18 protein-coding genes and 1 tRNA gene are annotated in these 19,368 nt (G+C 60.7%); 11 read left to right on the top strand and 8 right to left on the bottom strand.

Translation table 11 applies throughout. From position 1 onward, the window contains the following. Positions 1–110 precede the first annotated feature (110 nt). The gene (locus D9V82_RS06115) at positions 111–1,856 is read right to left on the bottom strand and encodes a pyruvate dehydrogenase (protein ID WP_121911541.1); all 1,746 of its coding nucleotides are present in this window, start codon (positions 1,854–1,856) and stop codon (positions 111–113) included. 160 nt (positions 1,857–2,016) lie between these two features. Here D9V82_RS06115 and D9V82_RS06110 point away from each other — a divergent pair, with 160 nt between their 5' ends. Next, positions 2,017–3,543, top strand: a complete 1,527-nt coding sequence (locus D9V82_RS06110; protein WP_121911540.1) for an MFS transporter — start codon at positions 2,017–2,019, stop codon at positions 3,541–3,543. Between the two features lie 69 nt (positions 3,544–3,612). On the opposite strand, the gene D9V82_RS06105 is transcribed toward D9V82_RS06110, so the two are convergent. Further along, positions 3,613–3,685 (bottom strand) — tRNA-Thr (locus tag D9V82_RS06105). Between the two features lie 153 nt (positions 3,686–3,838). Between D9V82_RS06105 and thrE the strand changes: the two genes are divergently transcribed. From thrE to otsB, 5 genes are all read left to right on the top strand, one after another. Then, positions 3,839–5,569: a threonine/serine exporter ThrE gene (gene thrE, locus D9V82_RS06100; RefSeq protein WP_121911539.1), complete on the top strand. Its 1,731-nt coding sequence runs from the start codon at positions 3,839–3,841 to the stop codon at positions 5,567–5,569. A 62-nt stretch (positions 5,570–5,631) separates the two neighbouring features. Further along, positions 5,632–6,000: a hypothetical protein gene (locus tag D9V82_RS06095; RefSeq protein ID WP_121911538.1), complete on the top strand. Its 369-nt coding sequence runs from the start codon at positions 5,632–5,634 to the stop codon at positions 5,998–6,000. Between the two features lie 14 nt (positions 6,001–6,014). Then, entirely contained in the window at positions 6,015–7,490 is a 1,476-nt protein-coding gene (locus tag D9V82_RS06090; protein ID WP_121911537.1) for an alpha,alpha-trehalose-phosphate synthase (UDP-forming), read from the top strand. Next, positions 7,490–8,056 (top strand): hypothetical protein, encoded by a 567-nt coding sequence (locus tag D9V82_RS06085; protein WP_234456785.1) that lies wholly within the window; start codon positions 7,490–7,492, stop codon positions 8,054–8,056. Before D9V82_RS06090 ends, D9V82_RS06085 begins: the two co-directional genes overlap by 1 nt. A gap of 11 nt (positions 8,057–8,067) precedes the next feature. Further along, positions 8,068–8,826, top strand: coding sequence for a trehalose-phosphatase (otsB, locus tag D9V82_RS06080; RefSeq protein ID WP_121911536.1), 759 nt, complete (start codon positions 8,068–8,070; stop codon positions 8,824–8,826). Here otsB and D9V82_RS06075 read toward each other — a convergent pair. Beyond that, positions 8,798–9,952, bottom strand: a complete 1,155-nt coding sequence (locus D9V82_RS06075) for a LacI family DNA-binding transcriptional regulator (protein WP_121911535.1) — start codon at positions 9,950–9,952, stop codon at positions 8,798–8,800. The genes otsB and D9V82_RS06075 overlap by 29 nt on opposite strands. A gap of 38 nt (positions 9,953–9,990) precedes the next feature. Here D9V82_RS06075 and D9V82_RS06070 point away from each other — a divergent pair, with 38 nt between their 5' ends. From D9V82_RS06070 to D9V82_RS06050, 5 genes are all read left to right on the top strand, one after another. Beyond that, on the top strand, positions 9,991–11,004 hold the full coding sequence (locus D9V82_RS06070; RefSeq protein ID WP_121911534.1) for a metal ABC transporter solute-binding protein, Zn/Mn family: 1,014 nt from the start codon (positions 9,991–9,993) through the stop codon (positions 11,002–11,004). Then, complete coding sequence (locus D9V82_RS06065) at positions 11,004–11,705, top strand: metal ABC transporter ATP-binding protein (RefSeq protein ID WP_121911533.1); 702 nt, start codon at positions 11,004–11,006, stop codon at positions 11,703–11,705. The genes D9V82_RS06070 and D9V82_RS06065 overlap by 1 nt, the downstream gene beginning before the upstream one ends. Next, positions 11,698–12,564, top strand: a complete 867-nt coding sequence (locus D9V82_RS06060; protein WP_121911532.1) for a metal ABC transporter permease — start codon at positions 11,698–11,700, stop codon at positions 12,562–12,564. Before D9V82_RS06065 ends, D9V82_RS06060 begins: the two co-directional genes overlap by 8 nt. A gap of 11 nt (positions 12,565–12,575) precedes the next feature. Next, positions 12,576–13,412 (top strand): CE1 family esterase, encoded by an 837-nt coding sequence (locus D9V82_RS06055; RefSeq protein WP_121911531.1) that lies wholly within the window; start codon positions 12,576–12,578, stop codon positions 13,410–13,412. 63 nt (positions 13,413–13,475) lie between these two features. Beyond that, a complete protein-coding gene (locus D9V82_RS06050; protein WP_121911530.1) occupies positions 13,476–14,642 on the top strand; it encodes an HNH endonuclease signature motif containing protein in 1,167 nt (388 codons plus the stop codon). A gap of 276 nt (positions 14,643–14,918) precedes the next feature. Here the strand turns inward: D9V82_RS06050 and rlmB are convergent, their stop codons facing one another. Genes rlmB through D9V82_RS06025 form a run of 5 tightly spaced genes read right to left on the bottom strand, consistent with a single transcriptional unit; the run spans position 14,919 to position 19,183 of the window. Next, positions 14,919–15,869 (bottom strand): 23S rRNA (guanosine(2251)-2'-O)-methyltransferase RlmB, encoded by a 951-nt coding sequence (gene rlmB, locus D9V82_RS06045; protein WP_121911529.1) that lies wholly within the window; start codon positions 15,867–15,869, stop codon positions 14,919–14,921. A gap of 60 nt (positions 15,870–15,929) precedes the next feature. After that, the gene (locus D9V82_RS06040; protein WP_121911528.1) at positions 15,930–17,390 is read right to left on the bottom strand and encodes a cysteine--tRNA ligase; all 1,461 of its coding nucleotides are present in this window, start codon (positions 17,388–17,390) and stop codon (positions 15,930–15,932) included. 30 nt (positions 17,391–17,420) lie between these two features. Then, on the bottom strand, positions 17,421–17,909 hold the full coding sequence (gene ispF / locus D9V82_RS06035; protein WP_121911527.1) for a 2-C-methyl-D-erythritol 2,4-cyclodiphosphate synthase: 489 nt from the start codon (positions 17,907–17,909) through the stop codon (positions 17,421–17,423). Beyond that, complete coding sequence (gene ispD, locus D9V82_RS06030; RefSeq protein ID WP_121911526.1) at positions 17,902–18,627, bottom strand: 2-C-methyl-D-erythritol 4-phosphate cytidylyltransferase; 726 nt, start codon at positions 18,625–18,627, stop codon at positions 17,902–17,904. Before ispD ends, ispF begins: the two co-directional genes overlap by 8 nt. After that, complete coding sequence (locus D9V82_RS06025) at positions 18,599–19,183, bottom strand: CarD family transcriptional regulator (RefSeq protein ID WP_121911525.1); 585 nt, start codon at positions 19,181–19,183, stop codon at positions 18,599–18,601. The genes ispD and D9V82_RS06025 overlap by 29 nt, the downstream gene beginning before the upstream one ends. Positions 19,184–19,368 lie beyond the last annotated feature (185 nt).

Genomic DNA, 19,368 nt, shown 5'->3' with positions numbered 1-19,368 from the left:
GGACGAAACCTGTAAAAGCAAAAAGCCACGCGTGCCCCTCCCCCGACAAAAAATAAAATCTGTGGTGGGAAAAGACAGCGTGGCTAAGGCGCTATGGGCTCCGTTATAGCTTAAAAATCCTGCGGACGCGGGATATTGCGCAGGTTGGACTTGGCCATGGACAGCATGGAGCCCACGCCGCCACCAAAGACGGTGCGGGTAGCGGCCTTGGAGAAGCCCAAAAGCTGGTCGAAGGTCAGAGTCGGCGGCAAGGAGAGGGCATTGGGGTCAGTGACGACATCAATAAGCGCAGGGCCGTTATACGCCAAGGCCTTCTTTATCTGTTGAGGAGCCTGCTTCGGGTCCTCGATGCGGAAGGTCTTGATGCCAGCGGCTTCTGCAATCTTGGAAAAGTCCACGGACTCGTGATCGGTCTCGTGTTCTGGAATGCCGCCTACCAGCATCTCCAGCTTGACCATACCCAGCGAGGAGTTATTGAACACGAACATTTTGACCGGCAGCTGGTGCAGCTTAACCGTCAGCAGCTCGCCCATGAGCATGGAGAGCCCACCGTCACCAGAGAAGGTAATGACCTGGCGGCCCGGGTTGGCTTTCTGCGCGCCTATGGCCTGTGGCAGGGCGTTAGCCATGGTGCCATGGCGGAAAGAGCCGATCTGCTCGCGCTTGCCATTCGGAGTGATATAGCGCGCACCCCAGACATTGCACATGCCGGTATCGACGGTGAAGATGGCATCATCGTCGGCTTCTTGGTCAATGAGGGACGCGATGTACTCGGGGTGGATCGGGGTGTGATTTTCCACATTGGAGGTATACGCCTCCACCACGTTCTCCAGCTTGTCGTAGTGCTTTTTCAGCATTTTATCCAAGAAGGAGCGGTCCTTCTTTTCCTCCACGTGCGGCAAGATATTGTCGATGGTGGCGGCGACATCGCCAGTCACGGGGTAGGAAATCTTGGTGCGGCGGCCAATATGGGAGCCGTTGATATCAACCTGGGCCACATTGCCCTTTGGCAGAAAGTCGTTATACGGGAAATCCGTACCTAAAAGGATCAACAGGTCTGCCTCGTGGGTGGCCTCATGCGCGGCACCGTAGCCCAGCAGGCCGGACATGCCCACATCAAATGGGTTGTCATACTGGATATACATCTTACCGCCGAGCGCGTGGCCAATGGGGGCCTTGACCTTTTCTGCCAGCTTCAGCACCTGCTCGCGGGCATCTTTCACACCGGCGCCCACGAAGAAGGCGACGGACTCGGCCTCGTTGATAGCCTGGGTCAATGCTGCGGCCTCTGCCGGGTCTGGGTAAACCACCGGATTGCCAGTGGAGATCTTGGATTCTACGAAGGTGTCATCATCAACTTCTTCGGTAGAGACATCGCCCGGGATCACCAGCACAGATACGCCATTGCCGGCCATGGTGGACTGGATGGCGTGGTGCAGCACTACACCGCCCTGGTCACCGGAGAGAACCATTTCGCAGTAGCCGGAGCACTCCTGGAAGATCTGCTCCGGGTGGGTTTCTTGGAAGAAGGCGGAGCCAATCTGGCGGGAAGGAATGTGCGATGCCAGGGCCAGTACCTTGGCGCCATTGCGGTTAGCATCATAAAGGCCCTGGATGAGGTGGGTATTACCCGGGCCACACGAGGCCGCACACACGGCCAGCTTGCCGGTGGTCAACGAGTCCGCTTCAGCAGCAAAGGCTGCGGCTTCCTCATTGCGCACGTGGATCCATTCGATGGAAGAGCGGCGCACCGCGTCCACGATCGGGTTGAGGGAGTCGCCCACAAGGCCATAAATGTGCTCCACGCCCTGCTTTTCTAGCGTCTCAACCAGCTGTTGTGCATAATTACGTGCCATTTGAACATCGTCCTTAAGTCTCTAACTGTTCTAGTACCACTGTGCAACTCAACGTGCAGGAAAGTCCAGCAATTCCTAAATACTCACACCACTCGCTTATCTGTGAGCAAGGCAATACTAACCTGAATCATCGCAGCCATATTCGCTATGGTTTCTAGCGATGAGGAACGAGTCAGCTGATACAGCCACACAGTCCCCGCACCACGCGGCTGCCGCCTTCGCCTCCACCCCCGCGCAGCGATGGTCTTTCTTTGCCGTGGTGTCCCTGGGCCTGCTACTGGTGGGCTTGGATAATTCCATACTTTATACGGCGCTGCCGCAGCTTACGCAGCAGTTGCATGCCACTGACATGCAACAATTGTGGATCATCAATGCCTATACGCTGGTTTTATCGGGTCTGCTCCTCGGCACCGGCACATTGGGAGATCGCATTGGCCACCGCCTGATGTTCTTAACTGGCCTCGCCACTTTTGGCACCGCCTCCCTGCTGGCGGCTTATTCACCCAACGCCTGGTTTCTCATCTCTGGCCGCGCCTTATTGGGCTTCGGCGCTGCCATCATGTTGCCTTCCACCCTGGCGCTTATCCGGTTGACCTTCCCCAATGAAGTAGAGCGCAATAAGGCCATTGGCATCTGGAGTTCCGTCGCCGTCGTGGGCGCTGCCGCCGGGCCCACCGTGGGGGGATTCCTCCTAGAGCATTTTTGGTGGGGCTCGGTCTTTTTAATCAACGTGCCCATCGTGGCCCTCACCATAATCCTTACCTTCGTACTCGGCCCGCCCAACCAGGCGAACCCGCATAAGCACTGGGATTTCCTGTCCTCGTTCTCTGCGCTTATTACCCTGTCCAGCCTGGTCCTGGCCATCAAAACGGCGGCGGCTTCCCATACCAATGCCGCGGTGCTGGTCGGTTCCATTGTCACTTGCTTGCTCAGCGCCGCAGCCTTTGGCTACCGGCAAAGACGGCTTGATGATCCGCTGTTAACCTGTGACATCTTCTCCTCCCCCACTTTTAGCGGCGGCGTGCTCACCGCCGGTGGTGCCATGTTTGCCATCACCGGCCTTGAGCTTCTAACCACCCAAAAGCTGCAGCTTGTCGATGCCCTCTCACCCCTTAACGCCGGCCTTTTCATCTCCGCCATGGCGGTTGCGGCCATCCCTACTGCCATTGTCGGCGGCACCGTCTTGCACCGCGTGGGCTTTTTACCACTCATCAGCGGCGGTTTTCTCAGCATGGACATTGGCATGCTGAGCATCATGTGGGCTGACCGCGCCGATAACCTCGCGGTGTTTATTACCGGTCTCATTCTCACGGGCGTGGGTGCCGGCTCGTCGATGTCCGTTTCTTCTACCGCCATCATCAATGCCGCCCCCTCCCACCGGGCGGGTATGGCCTCTGGCGTAGAAGCGGTCTCTTACGAATTCGGCACGCTGCTTTCCATCGCCATCACCGGTTCCCTCGTGCCGCTACTAATGACGCACACGCTTCCTGATGCCCTCGCCCCACACGGCACCGAAGCACTCCTATCGCCCTCTACGCACGAGACTGCTGCCGCAGCCTATGACTGTGCATATTTCCTCACCGTCGGCGGGCTTGCCTGCATCGCCTTCATCTTCGCGGTGCTTACCGCCTGGTGCTTCCGCAATAACCCAAAGTCCGGAACGTTGCCTGCGCAAAGTAGCGAGTAAATAACCACCCGGCTCACTAATAAAACTTTCGCCCCCTAACTGTGTGTGCAGCAAGGGGGCTACTTTTTGAGCTGGAGACGAGACTTGAACTCGCAACCTACGCATTACAAGTGCGTTGCGCTACCAATTGCGCCACTCCAGCACCGCGGAATTTCTTCCGCTCGTTGCATACTACCCGAGGACCACGCCCAAGTGGAAAGCCGGTCCCCCTTTGTATGCATTTGCGCCCCGCACGGGTTAAAGTTCAGGCAGAAATTTTAACTAGTGTCCCACCGCTTTTTCGAGGGTTATTTTCGTGTCACTACTGTCCGCCATGCGGGAGCGCTTGCGCGTCGCTGCAGGCCAAGTCGCCATCATTGACGCGGCTAAAGCCGCACCCCCACCATCGCCACTCGCTCCGGTCGATCTGACCGATGCCGCCCAAGTCACAGGCGTGATGGAAATTGCCGCGCGCATCGGCGAACTGCTCGTTAGTGCCGGATCCGCCAACTCTGATGCCCGCGCACAGGTCCACCTCGCAGCGTCGTCTTATGGTCTGCACTACTGCCACGTGGATATCTTGATGAATACCATCACCATTCACACCGCGATCGGCACGGGCGATAAGCGCCAAAACCTCCACGTCTTTCGCGTGGTCCCGGATGTGGGCGTGAACTTTTCTAAACTTTCGGAGGTAGACCGGCTCATCCGCGATATCCATTCCGGTAGGGTGCCGCCCGCCATGGCGGAAAAGCGCCTGGACGAGATCGACCGCATGCCAGCGCCGTATAAACCGTCCACGGTAATGCTTGGCTGGGGCGGCATGGGTGGCCTGATTTCTTTGATGCTCGGCGGCGATCTCCTCGTCGGTCTCTTAGCCTTCGTGGTCTCTGCGCTGATTATGGGGCTGAATGACTGGTTGGCCAATTACCGCCTGCCGCCCTTTTATCAAAACGTCATCGGAGGCTTTTTAGCTGTCTTCCCGGCCGCGATTTTGTATAACGTTGCCGCCGCCTTTGGCATTAGTATGTCGCCTGCGCAGATTGTGGCGTCCGGAATTATCGTGCTAGTGGCGGGGCTGACACTGGTGCAATCGCTTGTCGATGGCATCACTCGCGCCCCCGTGACCTCTTCCGCGCGTTTTTTCTCTGCGCTGTTATCAACGGGCGCGATTATCGCCGGTGTGGGTGTGGGTATTCAGCTGGCCTCCGCCATGGGCTTCGATCTGCCCCCACTGGGTACCTTGGCGCCGCCGGTTTATCACAAAATTCCCCTCTTAGTAGTACTCGGCGGTACGGGTTCGGCCGCATTCGCGCTGGCATGTGGGGCTCATTGGATAGAAATTACGCTCTCGGGGCTCACCGCGGCCGCCGGTATGATTGTCTACTACTTCGTGGTCGTGCCCTTTGGCGTCGGCCCGGTTATTGCCTCTGGTCTGTCTGCCATTGTGGTAGGCCTAGCCGGCGGTTTGATGTCGCGCCGGTGGGGCATCCCGCCACTGATTACGATGATTGTGGGCTATACGCCCATGCTGCCGGGCCTCATGCTGTACCGCGGCATGTACGCCTCCATCAATGAGCAGATGATTATCGGCTTTACCAACCTGGCCACCGCGCTAGCCATCTCCGGCGCACTGGCAGCCGGCGTGGTCTTTGGCGAGCGCGTCGCACGCCGCCTGCGCCGCCCGAAATACTTCCGGCCGTACTCCACCTTCAAGCGCATCGGCCGGTTCTCCTTCCACAAGGCAACGAACCTGGCACGCAAGGCCCCACGCATCCCACGCGTGCCTATGTCCCCCTTCGCCCCGCGCCTCAACCGCCCTGAATTGCCGCCCACGCTGGGCCCAAAGCCACCGCAGCACGCGCAGGCACAACAACACGCACCAGGGACCACTCCCGCGGAGGATTTGTGGCCTGCGGGCTCGCAGTGGCCGGCCCAGCCGCAGGGTAGCGAGCACACGACCTATACGATACCCGGGCACAAATCGCCCGCGGGCGAGGAATTTGATCCCACCAAGGCCGATGGCAAGGAACCCGAGGAGTCCTAAACGCCGCCGGTAGCGTACAATATTTAGGCTGATAGCTTTCCCAACATTCAGGAGGACTTGCCGTGCCACCCAAGGTCCAAGACACGCACCCACAGGCAGAACAAGATATTGCCTTGGCAGAGGAAACCGCCCGCGCCGCCCGCCGCGTAGTGGCCACCTACTCCCAGGATTTCTTGGACGGTGTGACCTTGATGTCTATGCTGGGTGTCGAGCCCAAGGGCCTGGTACACAAGAAGGTTGTAGCAGAACAAGCCGATGCCGCGCCCAAGAAGTCCACGAAAAAGTCCACGAAGAAGACCACCAAAAAATCCACGTCTAAGGCGACAAAGAAGTCCACCAAGAAGTCGACGAAGAAGACTACCAAGGCGGCGAAGAAGTCCACCAAGAAGTCGACGAAAAAAGCAACTAAGAAGTCGACCAAGAAGTCTTAAGCTAGTCTAAGACTATGAACGAGCGCGGCAATGACTTCGTAGTAGTAGCAAACCGCCTGCCGGTAGATTTAACTACCGCGGCCGATGGCAGTCAGACGTGGACGCCCTCGCCAGGCGGTTTGGTCACCGCGCTTTCACCGGTGCTCGAAGCGCATCAGGGTTGCTGGGTAGGCTGGCCTGGCGTCGCCGATGCCGCGCCCGAGCCTTTCCACACCGATGCCGGGGTATTATTGCACCCAGTCAGGCTTTCTGCGGCTGATTTTGAGGCCTTTTACGAGGGCTTTTCTAATGCCACGCTGTGGCCGCTTTACCACGATCTTATCGTCACCCCGACCTATGACCGCGACTGGTGGGATGCTTACCGCGAGGTCAACCTACGCTTCGCGGACGAGGTAGCCCACGTGGCCGCAGAAGGAGCGACGGTCTGGGTGCAGGACTATCAGTTGCAATTACTGCCAGGTATCCTGCGGCAAATGCGCCCCGATCTCACCATCGGGTTCTTCCTACACATCCCGTTTCCCTCCCCCGATCTCTTCTGGCAGTTGCCCTGGCGGGAGGAAACGGTGCGCGGCATCGTGGGTGCCGATCTGATCGGCTTCCATTTGGAAGCCAACGCTCGCAATTTCTTGGAATTGGCCCGCCGCCAGGGACTCGAGGTGCGCGGCGAGGCCACTACCCGCGATATCACTGCCCATATCCACCTCCCTGGGGGCCGCACGGTGAGCGTGGGCGCGTTTCCCATTTCCATTGCCGCGCAGGATTTCGGCGAGTTTAGCGCCGCGGATGAACGCCGCGTGGCCCAATTGCGCCAGGATTTGGGCAGCCCCAGGCGCATCATCTTGGGGGTGGATCGCCTCGATTACACCAAGGGCATCCTGCAACGCCTCACTGCTTTCGAAGAGCTCCTGGAAACCGGCGCGCTAGATCCGGAGGAGGTCACCTTGGTGCAGCTGGCCACGCCCTCACGCGAGCGCCTCGATCACTACAAAGCGACCCGCTCCCAGGTGGAGGAGGCCGTCGGCCGCATCAACGGGCGCTTTTCCCGCATGGGCCACCCCGTGGTGCACTACCAACACCGCGGCGTGCCTAAAGACGTACTGCGCTGCTACTACCGCATGGCCGATATCATGCTGGTCACCCCCTTTAAGGATGGCATGAACCTCGTGGCCAAAGAGTTTGTAGCCTGCCACGATGACGGTTCCGGCGCCCTGGTGCTCTCAGAATTTGCCGGCGCGGCTGCAGAGCTAGATGAGGCCTACCTGTGCAACCCCTTCGACATCGAGTCCGTCAAACGCGCCCTGCTCAACGCCGTGCGTGCGCTTTCAGATTCCCCCTCCACCATGACCCAGCGCATGCTCAGCATGCACGATCAGGTCATTAGCCACGATGTACGGCTGTGGTCGCAGTCTTTCCTGGGCTGCCTGCGCGCCGCCCGGACCGATGCCACCCCCGCTTCGCAAGCCACCACCCCACACGAGAAGAACTCCTAATGCTTCCTTCCTACCCCCGCGTAGGCGCCGCCGCTACGGCCACCGGTGACACTGGCACGGGCCTGTCCCGCATGGCCGCCGCCCTAGCCACACTCGGCGCCGTCACGCTGCTTGCTGCCTGCGGCTCTCAGGATGAAGGCCCGCAGCCTGCAGGCGATGACCGGATTGTGGACAAGCAGTGGCAGGTCGTCTCCATCAATATCGCGCCGGACGCGGCGTCTACCATCCCGGAATCGATCCCCAACGCACCAGAATTTAGCTTCGGCGAATCCACCATGGTGGGAACCACCGGTTGCACGCGCCTGGCGGCCCGACTGACCTACACGGCGAATAACGAGCGCGAAAATATCCGCGATGGCAACAAACTCCACTTCGACGAAGTGAAATACGACGACACTTATGAGAACTGCGAGGGCGGTTCCGTGTGGGCTGATAACCTCCTGCGCAACCTCTTTACCTCAGATAATGATTTCATCTACACCATCAATAGCAATAACCAGCTCATCTTGGAGCTCGATACCGATGAGGTAGATTCGCCCTCCATTAAGTTGGTCTCCCGCGCGTAGCATGGATGGGCATGATGCTTTCTTCCACCATTAAGGCCTTGGCCGCGACTAAAGAGCTGGCCGTGGTCTCCGATTTTGATGGCACGCTGTCGCCATTCGCTACCGCTATTTATGACGCGGAAATCAATGCCGCCGCCGCCCGCGCACTCAACCAATTGGCCCACCTGCCGCACACTACGGCCGCGGTGCTCTCCGGACGCCACCTGGAAGGCCTCCAGCGCGTCTGCCCCCTGCGCCACCCCGTCCTCTTCGGTGGATCCCACGGCGCCGAGTCCTCCTGGCAGCACACCGAGCTCACCTCCGCCGTGCGCGAGCACCTCACGCGCAAGGAGGAAGAAATCCGCAGCATCATAGATCGCTTCCCCGGCGCGGAGCTCGAGGTTAAGCCTTTCCAACGCGTGCTGCACCTGCGCTCGCTCGAGTTGAGCAATCCAGAGCAGGCCGCGGCTGCTTATCAGGCGGGCCTGGCCCTCGATACTGCCGGTTTCCCACGCACCGTAGGCAAGTCCATCATCGAGTTTTCTGTCACCACCGCCACCAAGGGTACGTGGCTAGAGACCCTCCGTGAACGCACCGGTGCCACCGCCATGGTTTTTCTAGGTGATGACGTCACCGATGAGGATGGCTTCCGCGCCCTCCATCAGCCGCCGGATGTGGGTATCAAGGTTGGCGAGGGTGATTCCCTTGCCACAGTAAAGCTTGCCGATGTCGATGCCGTCGCCCATTTTCTCACTGAGCTCGCTACCGCCCGCGCGGCCGCGGTGCAGTAATCGAACTGCCCGGCGCGAACCGCGTCTGCAATACCCGCCGCGGCACCACCTCCGCCTGATCAGCGCCCTGGGATTGCCCGCCTGCCTTCGCGCGGGGCGCACCCGGGGCATCACTTGTCGCGCTCACGATGAGTTTTTCCAGCATGTGGCCGGCCGCGGCACCCTTGGCCTTATTGGGCTGGATGACAGTGGCTAGGTCGAGGCGCTGCGCCGCATCGATGCCGTCAAAACCGGTCACGGATAGATCTTCTGGCACGCTCAGCCCACGATCGCGGGCATAAGCCACTACGCCGAGCGCCATGGAATCGGTCGTGCACAGCACGGCCGTAAGTTCCGGATGTGTGTGAAGCAGGAGCTCGGCGGCGGCGCGGGTAGTGTGGGCATCGTTAATGTGCTGTGTGACCACAGGCACGGACTCGGCAGCGATGCCCGCCGCAGTGAAAACATCGAGCGCGCCCATCACCCGTGAGCGCTGTACGTGCATCTCCGCATCGTGGACTTCCTGCCAAGAAATCGGACCATCGTGGCGCAGCAGGCGCAGGCGGATGGCGAGAATGCCGATGTGGCGGTGTCCGGCATCGATAAGTGCACGCGCCGCTGGGGCAATCGCCGCGCGATCATCAATGCCCACGAACGGTAACCCTGCGTCCGTGGGCTGATCACAGACCACCAGCGGCAGGCCCCGGCCGCACGCGGCCGCGAGGTAGGCATCACCCGCGGCGACCGAATAGACCACAAAGCCGTCGACTGCGGCCGAACCCACCAGGCTCGTCGCCTCCGCCTCACCTTCCGGACCGGCGGGGATGAGGGTCAAAGTAGTCTGCGCGCCTGCCGATGCCTCCGCCATACCCGCTAAGAAATCCACCGATGCCATGTCTTCGAAGGCGTAGGACAGGTGCTCGGTCAGCAGTACGCCCACCGACCCAACGCGACGGGTGCGCAGGTTGCGCGCCGTAGGATCGGGTCCTGGGTATCCGCGCGCCTTGGCGGCCTCCAAAATGCGCTCGCGTGTTGCCGGGGATAGTTGGTCAGGGCGGCTATAGGCATTAGATACGGTTGTGCGCGAAACGCCCAACTCCGCGGCTAGGGAGGCCAGGGTCTTCCGGGTGGGGCTGCGTCTAACCATACCTGTTACCTTACCCGGGCCCCGGTGCCAGATTTTCAATACATATTCAATTGACAACGATTGCCAGCAACCGCACACTGGAGAATATGCACACCTCACTCCGCGCAACTACAGCCCTACTCGCAGCAAGCGCGCTCCTTTTCACCGCCGCGTGCTCCGCAGATTCTCATTCTGGTTCTGGCTCCGGCGACTCCGGCGAAAAGAAGCTTTCCATCGTTGCCTCTACCTCTATCTGGGCCGATGTTGCTCAAGCGGTGGCCGATACCGCCTCCGGTGTCGACATCGAGGTCGAGCCCATTGTGGAAGGCAATGGCACCGACCCCCACCACGTGGAGCCCACCGCGGCCGATATTGCCAAAGCCAATGACGCCGATCTGCTCGTGGTTAACGGCGGCGGCTACGATGCCTGGCTTTACCAGGCCGTTACCGATCAGGACCATATCATCTCCGCCCTGCCCCTGACGGACCATGGCAAGCTGGACGAAGCCCCCGGTGTTATGACCATCGATGCTGCGAAGGCCACCGCCAAGAACGATCCGGATAAAGTCACCAATATCGAGGGCAACGAACACATTTGGTACGACCCAGCCGCCCTGCGGGAAGTTGCTGGGTCCATCGCTGACCAAATCAACGCGAAATACTCCGATGCTGTTGCCACCACGGAGAAGATCGACTCCCATGTGGACCAGCTGCGCGATAAGCTCAAGGATCTTCCCGATGGCCTGAATTACGCACAGACCGAGCCCATCGCCGATTACCTCATGAAGTACACCGACGCGAAGGACATCACCCCGAAGGGCTACCGCAAGGCCACCATCTCCGAGGGCGAGCCCGCTACTGCCGATGTCGCCGCCTTCATCAAGGCCCTTGACGATGGCAAGGTCGATCTCCTCATCTTCAACCCCCAAACCGAAACCGATACCGCCCGCCGCATCAAGTCCGCCGCAGAGGACAACGACGTCGATATCGTAGAAATCGGCGAAACCCCGCCGGACGGTAAGAAGTTCTGGGAATACTATGACGAAGTGACGAGCAAAGTGGGGAAGCACTAGTGCTCGTTGAATTCCATGAGGCCGCAGTAGATCCGCTGTGGTCGCAGCTTAATCTCGCCGTGGACCGCGGCGAGTTTATCGCCGTTTTGGGCCCTAACGGCGTGGGCAAGTCCACCCTCGTGGGCACCATCCTCGGCACCCGTACGCTGACCAGCGGGCGCGTCGATGTCAACTGCCGGGTTGGGTTCATCCCCCAGCAGCGCATGTTCCCTGCTGACCTTCCCCTGCGCGCCCGCGACCTCGTCTCGCTCTCCGTGGCACACGGGGCGCTGCGACACAGGCGCCCACCTCGTGGACGGGTGAACGAGCTGTTGGAGGAAGTCGGAGCCACAGGTCTGCGGGACCGGCGCGTCGGCCAGCTCTCTGGCGGCCAGCAGCAGCTCGTCCGCCAGGCCCAAGCCCTGGCCAATGACCCGGACCTCATTCTTGCCGATGAGCCCCTGCTCTCCCTCGACCCCGCCCGGCAAAACGCCACGGTCACCAAACTAGACTCGCTGCGCCGCGAGCGCGGGACCTCCATCATTTTTATCACCCACGGCATCAACCCCGTGCTCGCGGTGACCGATAAAGTCCTCTATCTCGCGCCCAATGGCCACACCTTCGGCCCGGTCGATGAGGTCATGCGCTCCGAGGTCCTCTCGGAGCTATACGGCTCCAAGGTCAATGTCTTGAACGTCGATGGGAGGCTCATTGTTGTCTAAATTCTGGGACGATACCCATTACTTGCTCAGCGTGGACTTCGTGCAGTCCTCACTCCTCGCCGCAGCGCTGCTAGGCATCCTGTCTGGCGTGATGACCTCGCTTATCGTGCTGCGCCAGATGTCGTTCTCCGTCCACGCTACCTCTGAGCTCGCACTCATGGGCGGCTCCGCGGCGCTTCTTTTTGGCCTGAACCTCGGCTTCGGCGCGGTCGCCGGTGCCATCGTCGCCGCCATCATCCTGGCCATGTTGGGCTTTAAGGGCCAGCAAGATAGCGCCATCGGGGTGGTCATGAGCTTCGGCCTGGGCCTCTCGGTGCTGTTCTTGCACCTCTACCCCGGCAATTCCAATACGGCGATGGCACTTTTGACCGGTCAAATCGTCGGCGTATCCTCCGCCTCTGTGTGGCTGCTGGCCGCCACTACGGTGATCATCGTCGCCGCCGTCGGCTTCCTTTGGCGGCCCTTGCTTTTTGCCTCCGCCGATCCCGAGATGGCTCGCGCCGCCGGCGTTCCCACCCGCGCCATCTCCGTCGCTTTTGCGATCTGCGTCGGCCTCGCGGCCGCGCAGTCGGTGCAAATCGTCGGCTCGTTGCTCGTAATGGCGCTGCTTATCACCCCCGGTGCGGCGGCCGTGCAGATCACATCCTCGCCCCTCCGCGCGGTGCTGTGGTCCACCATCTTCGCCGAGGTCTCCGCAGTAGGCGGTTTCATCCTATCGCTCGCGCCGGGCTTGCCGGTTTCCGTTTTTGTGGCCACCATTTCCTTTGTGATCTACCTGGTATGCCGGTTCATCGGCTGGCGCCAAGGCAAACATGCCATCCGCGATGAGGTAGCGGCTAAGCACTTCCACGCCGACTAGACTTGGCGGGCATGCATGTTCATCGCCGTACCGCAGATGTGGATGGTCGCACCCGCCGTTTCATCGTCATCGAACCCGAAGACCTTGGCCCCCAGCCGGATCTGCTGCTGTTTTTCCACGGCTCCCAGCAGTCCGCCAACGTGCTCCGCCGCTTTACCAACGGCACGGTCGACGCACTTGCCGATGCCACCAATACCCTCATTGTCTACCCCGACGGCATCCACCACCACTTCAATGACACGCGCGCAGAGCTGCCGGTCCGCGCCCGCGAACTCGGGGTCGACGACGTTGCCTTTAGTGCCTTCCTCATCGAGACCATGCAGCACGAATACGCCACTGCGCGCACCTTCGCCGCCGGATATTCCAATGGTGGTCAGATGGTACTGCGTCTGCTGTTCGATGCCCCCTTTACTCTCACCCGCGCCTGCATCATCGCCTCCACGCTGGGCGAAGGGTCCAATCACGCGCCCACCCACCCCGATGGCTACCGTCCTACCCCACTGCTGTTTATCCACGGCACCGAAGATCCGATTGCGCCCTATGACGGCGGGTTGGCCGGCATCGATGCGCACCAAACCCGCGGCCGCGTGCTCTCTGCTCCGGCCACCGCGGAATACTTCGCGCTGACCAATGGCTGCCGCCCGCCCCGCGAAACCCGACCCATCCCCGAGGTAACGTCCACCTACTACGACGGCGCCTACCCCGTGGAACTGTGGACCATGGAAGGCCTCGGGCACGTGATTCCTTCTGGCAACGAAACACCGCCGCGTATAGGGCCAAATACGAATTCCTTCAATGCTGTGGATAAAATACGCGATTTCTTCGGCTTAGTTGACGCTACGGGGTAGTTGTCCACAGGCACGCGGGGCATTGCCTAGCCAAGGCTTGCGGTGCGCCTTAGTCTCTGGGGCATGAACGCGCTGCACACTTTTCTTAAGGGCCTGACACCCGGCATGGATATCATAGCCGACTGCCACGGCCTCTCACAGCGCGAGCTGACTGCGGCCGGCTGCCCGGATACCACCGCCACCCGCCTGCTCACGCTGGCAGAAACCTACTTCGGCACCACCGCCTTCCGCCGCCAGCAGCGCGAATCCATCGCCGCATGCCGCGCGAATGGGCACAGCCTGACGGCCCTATTGACCATCGAGCGCCACGCCGCCAAACTAAAGAAAAAGCGCGATGCCTGGGCGCTACGGCGTGAATTGTGCGGGATGAAGGGGAAAGTCTCAGAAATCGATAAGCGGGCCCGTGTCCGCGTCAAAGAGCTCAAGGGCCCTGTAAAGCGCCACCCCGGGGTAAAAATTTATCGCCGCGCCGACGGCCCGTGGACCATGTCCATTACCGGCCCCTCTGCCGATATCGCCGATATGCACGCCGCGATTGATAAGGAAGCCCCGCTTGCGTCCGTGCGAAGCATTTTCCACGGCTCAGCCACCGCCCGCCCCAGCGTGACGACCAATGTGGTACTCCACCTCGATGAACTCGACCGCATCGTAGATTTCGGCCCCGGCCCCCGACCTAGCTCTGGTTCTGACTCTGCCTCTGGCCCCGACTCTCGCTCTGACTCCGACTCTCGCTCTGACTCCGACTCTCGCTCTGGCCCTGACTCCGACTCTCGCTCTGGTTCTGCCCTTGGCCCGGACTGTCGCTCTGGCTCGGGCTCTGACGACGATATCGTGGTCCAGCTCACCAATGGAGCCACAATGACCGGCGCTGAGCTAGTGCGACGGACGTTTACCGAGCACGGCTACGTCACGCTCATTCATCCAGTGGAAGGCCCGGTAAATCTCTACCGCACCTCGCGTTTTGCTTCTACAAAGCAACGCCTCATGGCGGCGGCCGAAAACCCGGTCTGCCCGTGGCCGAAGTGCCGCTACCCCGCCGATGAATGTCAGGTCCATCATCTCACAGCCTGGAAAAATGGCGGCGAGACAAACCCGCGAAACCTGACCATCGCTTGTCCCTACCACAACGGCGTAAACGACGATGATCCCAACGCCCCGCCCGTACGCGGGCACTTAGCCCGGGTCAACGGAACCATCCAGTGGTTGCCACCTTGGGCGGATAATGGTTAAACGTTGCGGCCACAACGTTTCGCACCCAGAACGTTGTGCCCGCAAAGAACCGAGCACTCTTTAACGCTGGGCCAGTAGCTGTGCCAGCGATTCGGCGTGTTCAAATTTCGGGCCCGAACGCAGCTATGGGTATACCAACGAACCTGCATACCCACCACGTCGAAACTGTTGCTCATAGGCCTGGCAGAGCGCTGCCCTTTACTGGGGCGGCGATTCTGCATGCCTGAGAACTGCGACCAGCATGGGACTGGTGCTAGTTCGAAACGGCCAAACCGATTACTTTCCGGCGGCACGGCGTTGGCGCGCGAACTCGGACAGCACCGAACCCGCGGCAACGGAGGCATTAAGGGATTCGACCCATCCGGTCATCGGAATGGACATGAGCACATCGCAGGTTTCCCTGACCAAGCGCGAAATGCCCTTACCTTCAGAGCCGATGACAACGACCACGGGGTCCGTGCCGCCTTCATAGGTATCCAACGTGTGATCCCCGCCAGCATCAAGACCAATGACCTGGTAGCCGTTTTTCTGGAATTCCTTCACGGTGCGCGTGATATTCGTCGCGCGAGCCACTGGCAAGCGGGCAGCGGTTCCAGCAGAGGTACGCCACGCCACCGCGGTGACAGAAGCCGAACGACGCTCTGGGATAACCACGCCATCGCCGCCGAAGGCGGCTACGGAACGGATGATGGCTCCCAGGTTGCGCGGGTCGGTGATGTTATCCAAGATGACGAACATACCAGGGCGCGGGTTTTCGGCCGCGTGAGCAATCAAATCCTCCACTGCGGCGTATTTATACGGCGGAATCTGCAAGCCGATGCCTTGGTGCATGCCATTTCCCGTCATACGGTCCATCTCATGGCGCTGTACCTCGATAATGGGGATATTGCGGGTATTGCACATCAACACGGCCTCGCCAAGCCGCTTATCGTTGCGTGTTCCGGCCACGATGTAGAGCGTGGTGGCCGGCACCTTGGCGTGCAGACACTCAATCACCGGATTGCGGCCCACCACCATCTCTGCGGTTTCTTTCTGGTGGCGACCCGAGTTACGTCGCTCGCGCTCCAACTTCGCTTTGTGCTTGGCGTGGTACACCCGATCCTCGGCCTTCGGGGTGGGACCCTTGCCTTCTAGACCCTTGCGGCGCTGGCCGCCGGAGCCTTTGGTAGCGCCCTTCTTATTCGTCTTGCGGATGCCCGCGCCACCGCGGCCATGGGTTCGTGCCATCGCTTCAATCCTTTCGAGGAAACCGTTTAAAAACCAGCGGAAGTAACAGCAAGAAGCTGTTTAACGCTGGGTCAACAACCACGTAGGGCCGTCCGGGGTATCGGTAATGGTGATGCCGGCGGCGGTGAGACGGTCACGCACCGCATCGGCAGTAGCGAAGTCTTTGTCCGCGCGAGCCTGCGTACGCCGTTCCAGTTCTGCCTGAACCAGCGCAGCCAGCGCCGCGTCTGCCCCGCTAGCTTCGCCTCCATCTTCCCACTCCAGCGGGTCAAATCCAAGTACGTGCGCCATCCCGCGTACCTGGGCGGCCTTGGCGCGAGCGGCATCCTCATCTCCGGCGGCCAGGTCCTTATTACCCGCGCGCACGGTGAGGTGGATGGCGGCCAACGCCTTGGGCACGGCGATATCGTCGTTCATAGCGTCCTCGAAGTCCTCCGTCCAGTCACCGCGCTCAATATCTGCGAAGCGCTTGACGAAGTCCTCAATCCGCCGATAGCCCGCGGCCGCCTCCGTCAGGGCCGATTCGGAATACTCCAGTACCGAGCGGTAATGCGCAGAACCCAGGTAGTAGCGCAGCTCCACTGGGCGCACTAGATCTAGCATGTTCGATATGGAAAGCACGTTGCCGAGGGATTTCGACATCTTTTCACCAGCCATTGTTACCCAGTGGTTGTGCATCCAATAATTGGCAAACTTATCGCCAGCCGCGTGCGATTGCGCGATCTCATTTTCGTGATGCGGGAATTGCAGGTCCAAGCCGCCGCAGTGGATATCGAAATTGGAGCCCAGGTAGTACGTAGACATGGCAGAGCACTCCAGGTGCCAGCCCGGGCGACCGCGCCCCCACGGGGTGGGCCAGCTCGGCTCGCCCGGCTTGGCGGCCTTCCACAAAGCGAAGTCGAGCGGGCTGCGCTTGACCGCGTTGTCTGACTCGCCTTGTTCCATCTCTTCAACGCGGTTACCAGACAACGCGCCGTAGTCGGATTCTCCCGCCTTGGTCCAGGCCGCAACATCAAAGTACACGGAGCCGCCCGCCCCATCCGTGGGGTTAGCCGCGCCATCTGCCCCGTCCACGGTGGCATCGGCATCTTGGGTGGGCGCGGGGACGGGGTAGGCAAAGCCGGCATCGATAAGCCGCTGCATATACTCAACCATCTGGGTGACAAAACCCGTCGCGCGCGGCTCCACGGACGGCGGAAGTACGCCAAGCAGGTTATAGGCCTTAGTAAACTCGCGCTCGTAGGTAGACACCCACTCCCACCAGGGGCGATTATTCTCAGCGGCCTTGGTAAGGATCTTGTCATCAATATCGGTGACATTGCGCACGAGGGCGACGTCATAGCCTTGCGCGAGCAGCCAGCGGCGCAAGATGTCAAAAGCCACGGCGGAGCGCAGATGGCCAATGTGCGGCTGGGCCTGCGGGGTGGCGCCACACAAGTAGATGGAGGCGTGACCAGGGCGAATAGGCTCGAAATCGCGTTGGCTGCGGGTGGCTGTGTCAAAGATGCGCAAAGTACTCACGCATCTAGTTTAAATCAATCGTCCGGCTGGTTAGTGTTGGCGGTGCCAGACGACAGCTGTCGCCACCGCCGCGCGGCCCTCTTGGCGTCCGGTGAAACCTAAATGGTCGGTCGTAGTGGCGGAAATAGAGACATCGGCGCCGAGGATTTCTGACAACACGGATTCGGCTTCCGCGCGGCGCGGCCCCATCTTCGGAGTCTGGCCAATAAGCTGGGCGGCGGCATTGCCGATGATAAAACCTTCCACTTCCAGCAACTCGCGGCACTCGCGCAGCAGCTGAGCACCCGACACGCCGTCATATTCGGGTCGGCCCACCCCCACAAAAGATCCGAGATCGCCGAGGCGGGAGGCGGAAAGCAAGGCGTCAACTAGCGCGTGGGCTACAACGTCGCCGTCGGAGTGTCCTTCGCAGCCGGGGGCGTCATCAAAAAGCAGCCCGGCAATCCAGCACGGCTTGCCGGCTTCGATCTGGTGGGCGTCGGTCGCGATGCCGACACGGGGAATGATGGGGTCAGTCATGCTGCTCCTGTGCAAGGGCATGGGCTAAGGTCAGGTCCGTAGGCGTGGTGATTTTGAAGGCGCGGATATCGCCCGGCACGGTCTCCACGCGCTGGCCGTGCCATTCCATCAGGCTGGCATCGTCAGTGGCGGTGAAATCCGGCTGTTGACGCCAATAATCCAGGTTAGCCCGCCGCAGCGCAGCGAGGCGGAAACCCTGTGGGGTCTGTACGGCGCGCAGGCGGGCACGATCGGGGGTGCCAATGACGGTATTACCGGCGACTTCCTTGATTGTATCGGTCACGGGAACCACCGGAATGACGGCGGGAGCACCGGCAAGAACGCGCCGCGCGACGCGCTCGACCATCGCGGCGGGTGTGAGCGCGCGGGCAGCATCGTGGATGAGTACCACGGCATCCTCGTCTGGAATGGCCTGTAGCCCGGCCCAAATAGAGTCGGCGCGCTCCCCTCCTCCATGCACGAGGCGCACCGGGATATCTGCATCTACACGCTTGGCGATGCCCCCCGCTTCTTCCTCCATAGCCGGACTCACCAGCACGATCACCTCGTCCACAAGGCCGGAATTGGCCATGGTGCGCAGGGATCGCTCCAATAGGGTGCGGCCGTGCAGATCGACGTAGGACTTGGGGACCTCCGCTCCGAGACGGGTGCCTTGCCCGGCCGCGGCGATTAAGGCAATAACACGGGGATTAGTCTTCGTCGTCGAAGGAGAGGTCATCGAGATCGATGTCGTTGTTGATATCGGTGGTGATGGACTGATCATCGACTAAGCCGGCGGCGCGGTGGCGCTCGATGGTGGCATCGATTTCTTCCATCATGGTATCGGCCTTCTTATCATCGACCGGCTGTGCCAGCGCCAACTCGCCCACCAGGATGGTGCGGGCCTTGCTGAGCATGCGTTTCTCGCCGGCGGACAGGCCGCGATCTTGGTCACGGCGCCAAAGATCGCGCACCACTTCTGCTACCTTGTTAATATCGCCGGACGCCAGGCGCTCCTGGTTAGCCTTGTAGCGGCGGGACCAGTTGCCGGCCTCTTCCACGTCCTCATCACGCAGCACGGAAAAGACCTTCTCCAGCCCTTCCTTACCCACGACGTCGCGCACGCCGACGTTATCCGCATTCTTCTTGGGCACGCGCACGACGAGATCGGATTGGTTAATGTGCAGCACTAGGTACTCCAGCTCTTCGCCGCCCATTTCGCGAGTTTCGATATCCTCGATGACCGCCGCGCCATGGTGCGGGTAGACGACGACCTCGCCGACCTTGTATTCCATTGCCACTCCTTATTATCCCGTGAAAATAATCCCGTGAATATGCCGATAACTAAGGCCGCTATTTTATCACGCACGGACTACCAGTCACCGCATGCCCCCGGTTACCCCCACGGACTACCCGCTAGGTGAGCGAGAAACTGTGTACTTTATATCCAAAGAGACTAGGCTGAGGATTAAGCCCTGAG

Source organism: Corynebacterium macginleyi (assembly GCF_003688935.1).
Classification (GTDB): domain Bacteria; phylum Actinomycetota; class Actinomycetes; order Mycobacteriales; family Mycobacteriaceae; genus Corynebacterium; species Corynebacterium macginleyi.
Note: the sequence above shows the minus strand (reverse complement) of the source record. Positions and strands in the feature narration are given on the sequence as shown.

Bases quoted from the DNA above. Each gene is read 5' to 3' on its own strand.
- D9V82_RS06115 (WP_121911541.1), bottom strand. From the start codon at position 1,856: ATGGCACGTAATTATGCACAACAGCTGGTTGAGACGCTAGAAAAGCAG.
- D9V82_RS06110 (WP_121911540.1), top strand. From the start codon at position 2,017: ATGAGGAACGAGTCAGCTGATACAGCCACACAGTCCCCGCACCACGCG.
- D9V82_RS06090 (WP_121911537.1), top strand. From the start codon at position 6,015: ATGAACGAGCGCGGCAATGACTTCGTAGTAGTAGCAAACCGCCTGCCG.
- D9V82_RS06085 (WP_234456785.1), top strand. From the start codon at position 7,490: ATGCTTCCTTCCTACCCCCGCGTAGGCGCCGCCGCTACGGCCACCGGT.
- otsB (WP_121911536.1), top strand. From the start codon at position 8,068: ATGATGCTTTCTTCCACCATTAAGGCCTTGGCCGCGACTAAAGAGCTG.
- D9V82_RS06075 (WP_121911535.1), bottom strand. From the start codon at position 9,952: ATGGTTAGACGCAGCCCCACCCGGAAGACCCTGGCCTCCCTAGCCGCG.
- D9V82_RS06055 (WP_121911531.1), top strand. From the start codon at position 12,576: ATGCATGTTCATCGCCGTACCGCAGATGTGGATGGTCGCACCCGCCGT.
- D9V82_RS06050 (WP_121911530.1), top strand. From the start codon at position 13,476: ATGAACGCGCTGCACACTTTTCTTAAGGGCCTGACACCCGGCATGGAT.
- rlmB (WP_121911529.1), bottom strand. From the start codon at position 15,869: ATGGCACGAACCCATGGCCGCGGTGGCGCGGGCATCCGCAAGACGAAT.
- ispF (WP_121911527.1), bottom strand. From the start codon at position 17,909: ATGACTGACCCCATCATTCCCCGTGTCGGCATCGCGACCGACGCCCAC.
- ispD (WP_121911526.1), bottom strand. From the start codon at position 18,627: ATGACCTCTCCTTCGACGACGAAGACTAATCCCCGTGTTATTGCCTTA.
- D9V82_RS06025 (WP_121911525.1), bottom strand. From the start codon at position 19,183: ATGGAATACAAGGTCGGCGAGGTCGTCGTCTACCCGCACCATGGCGCG.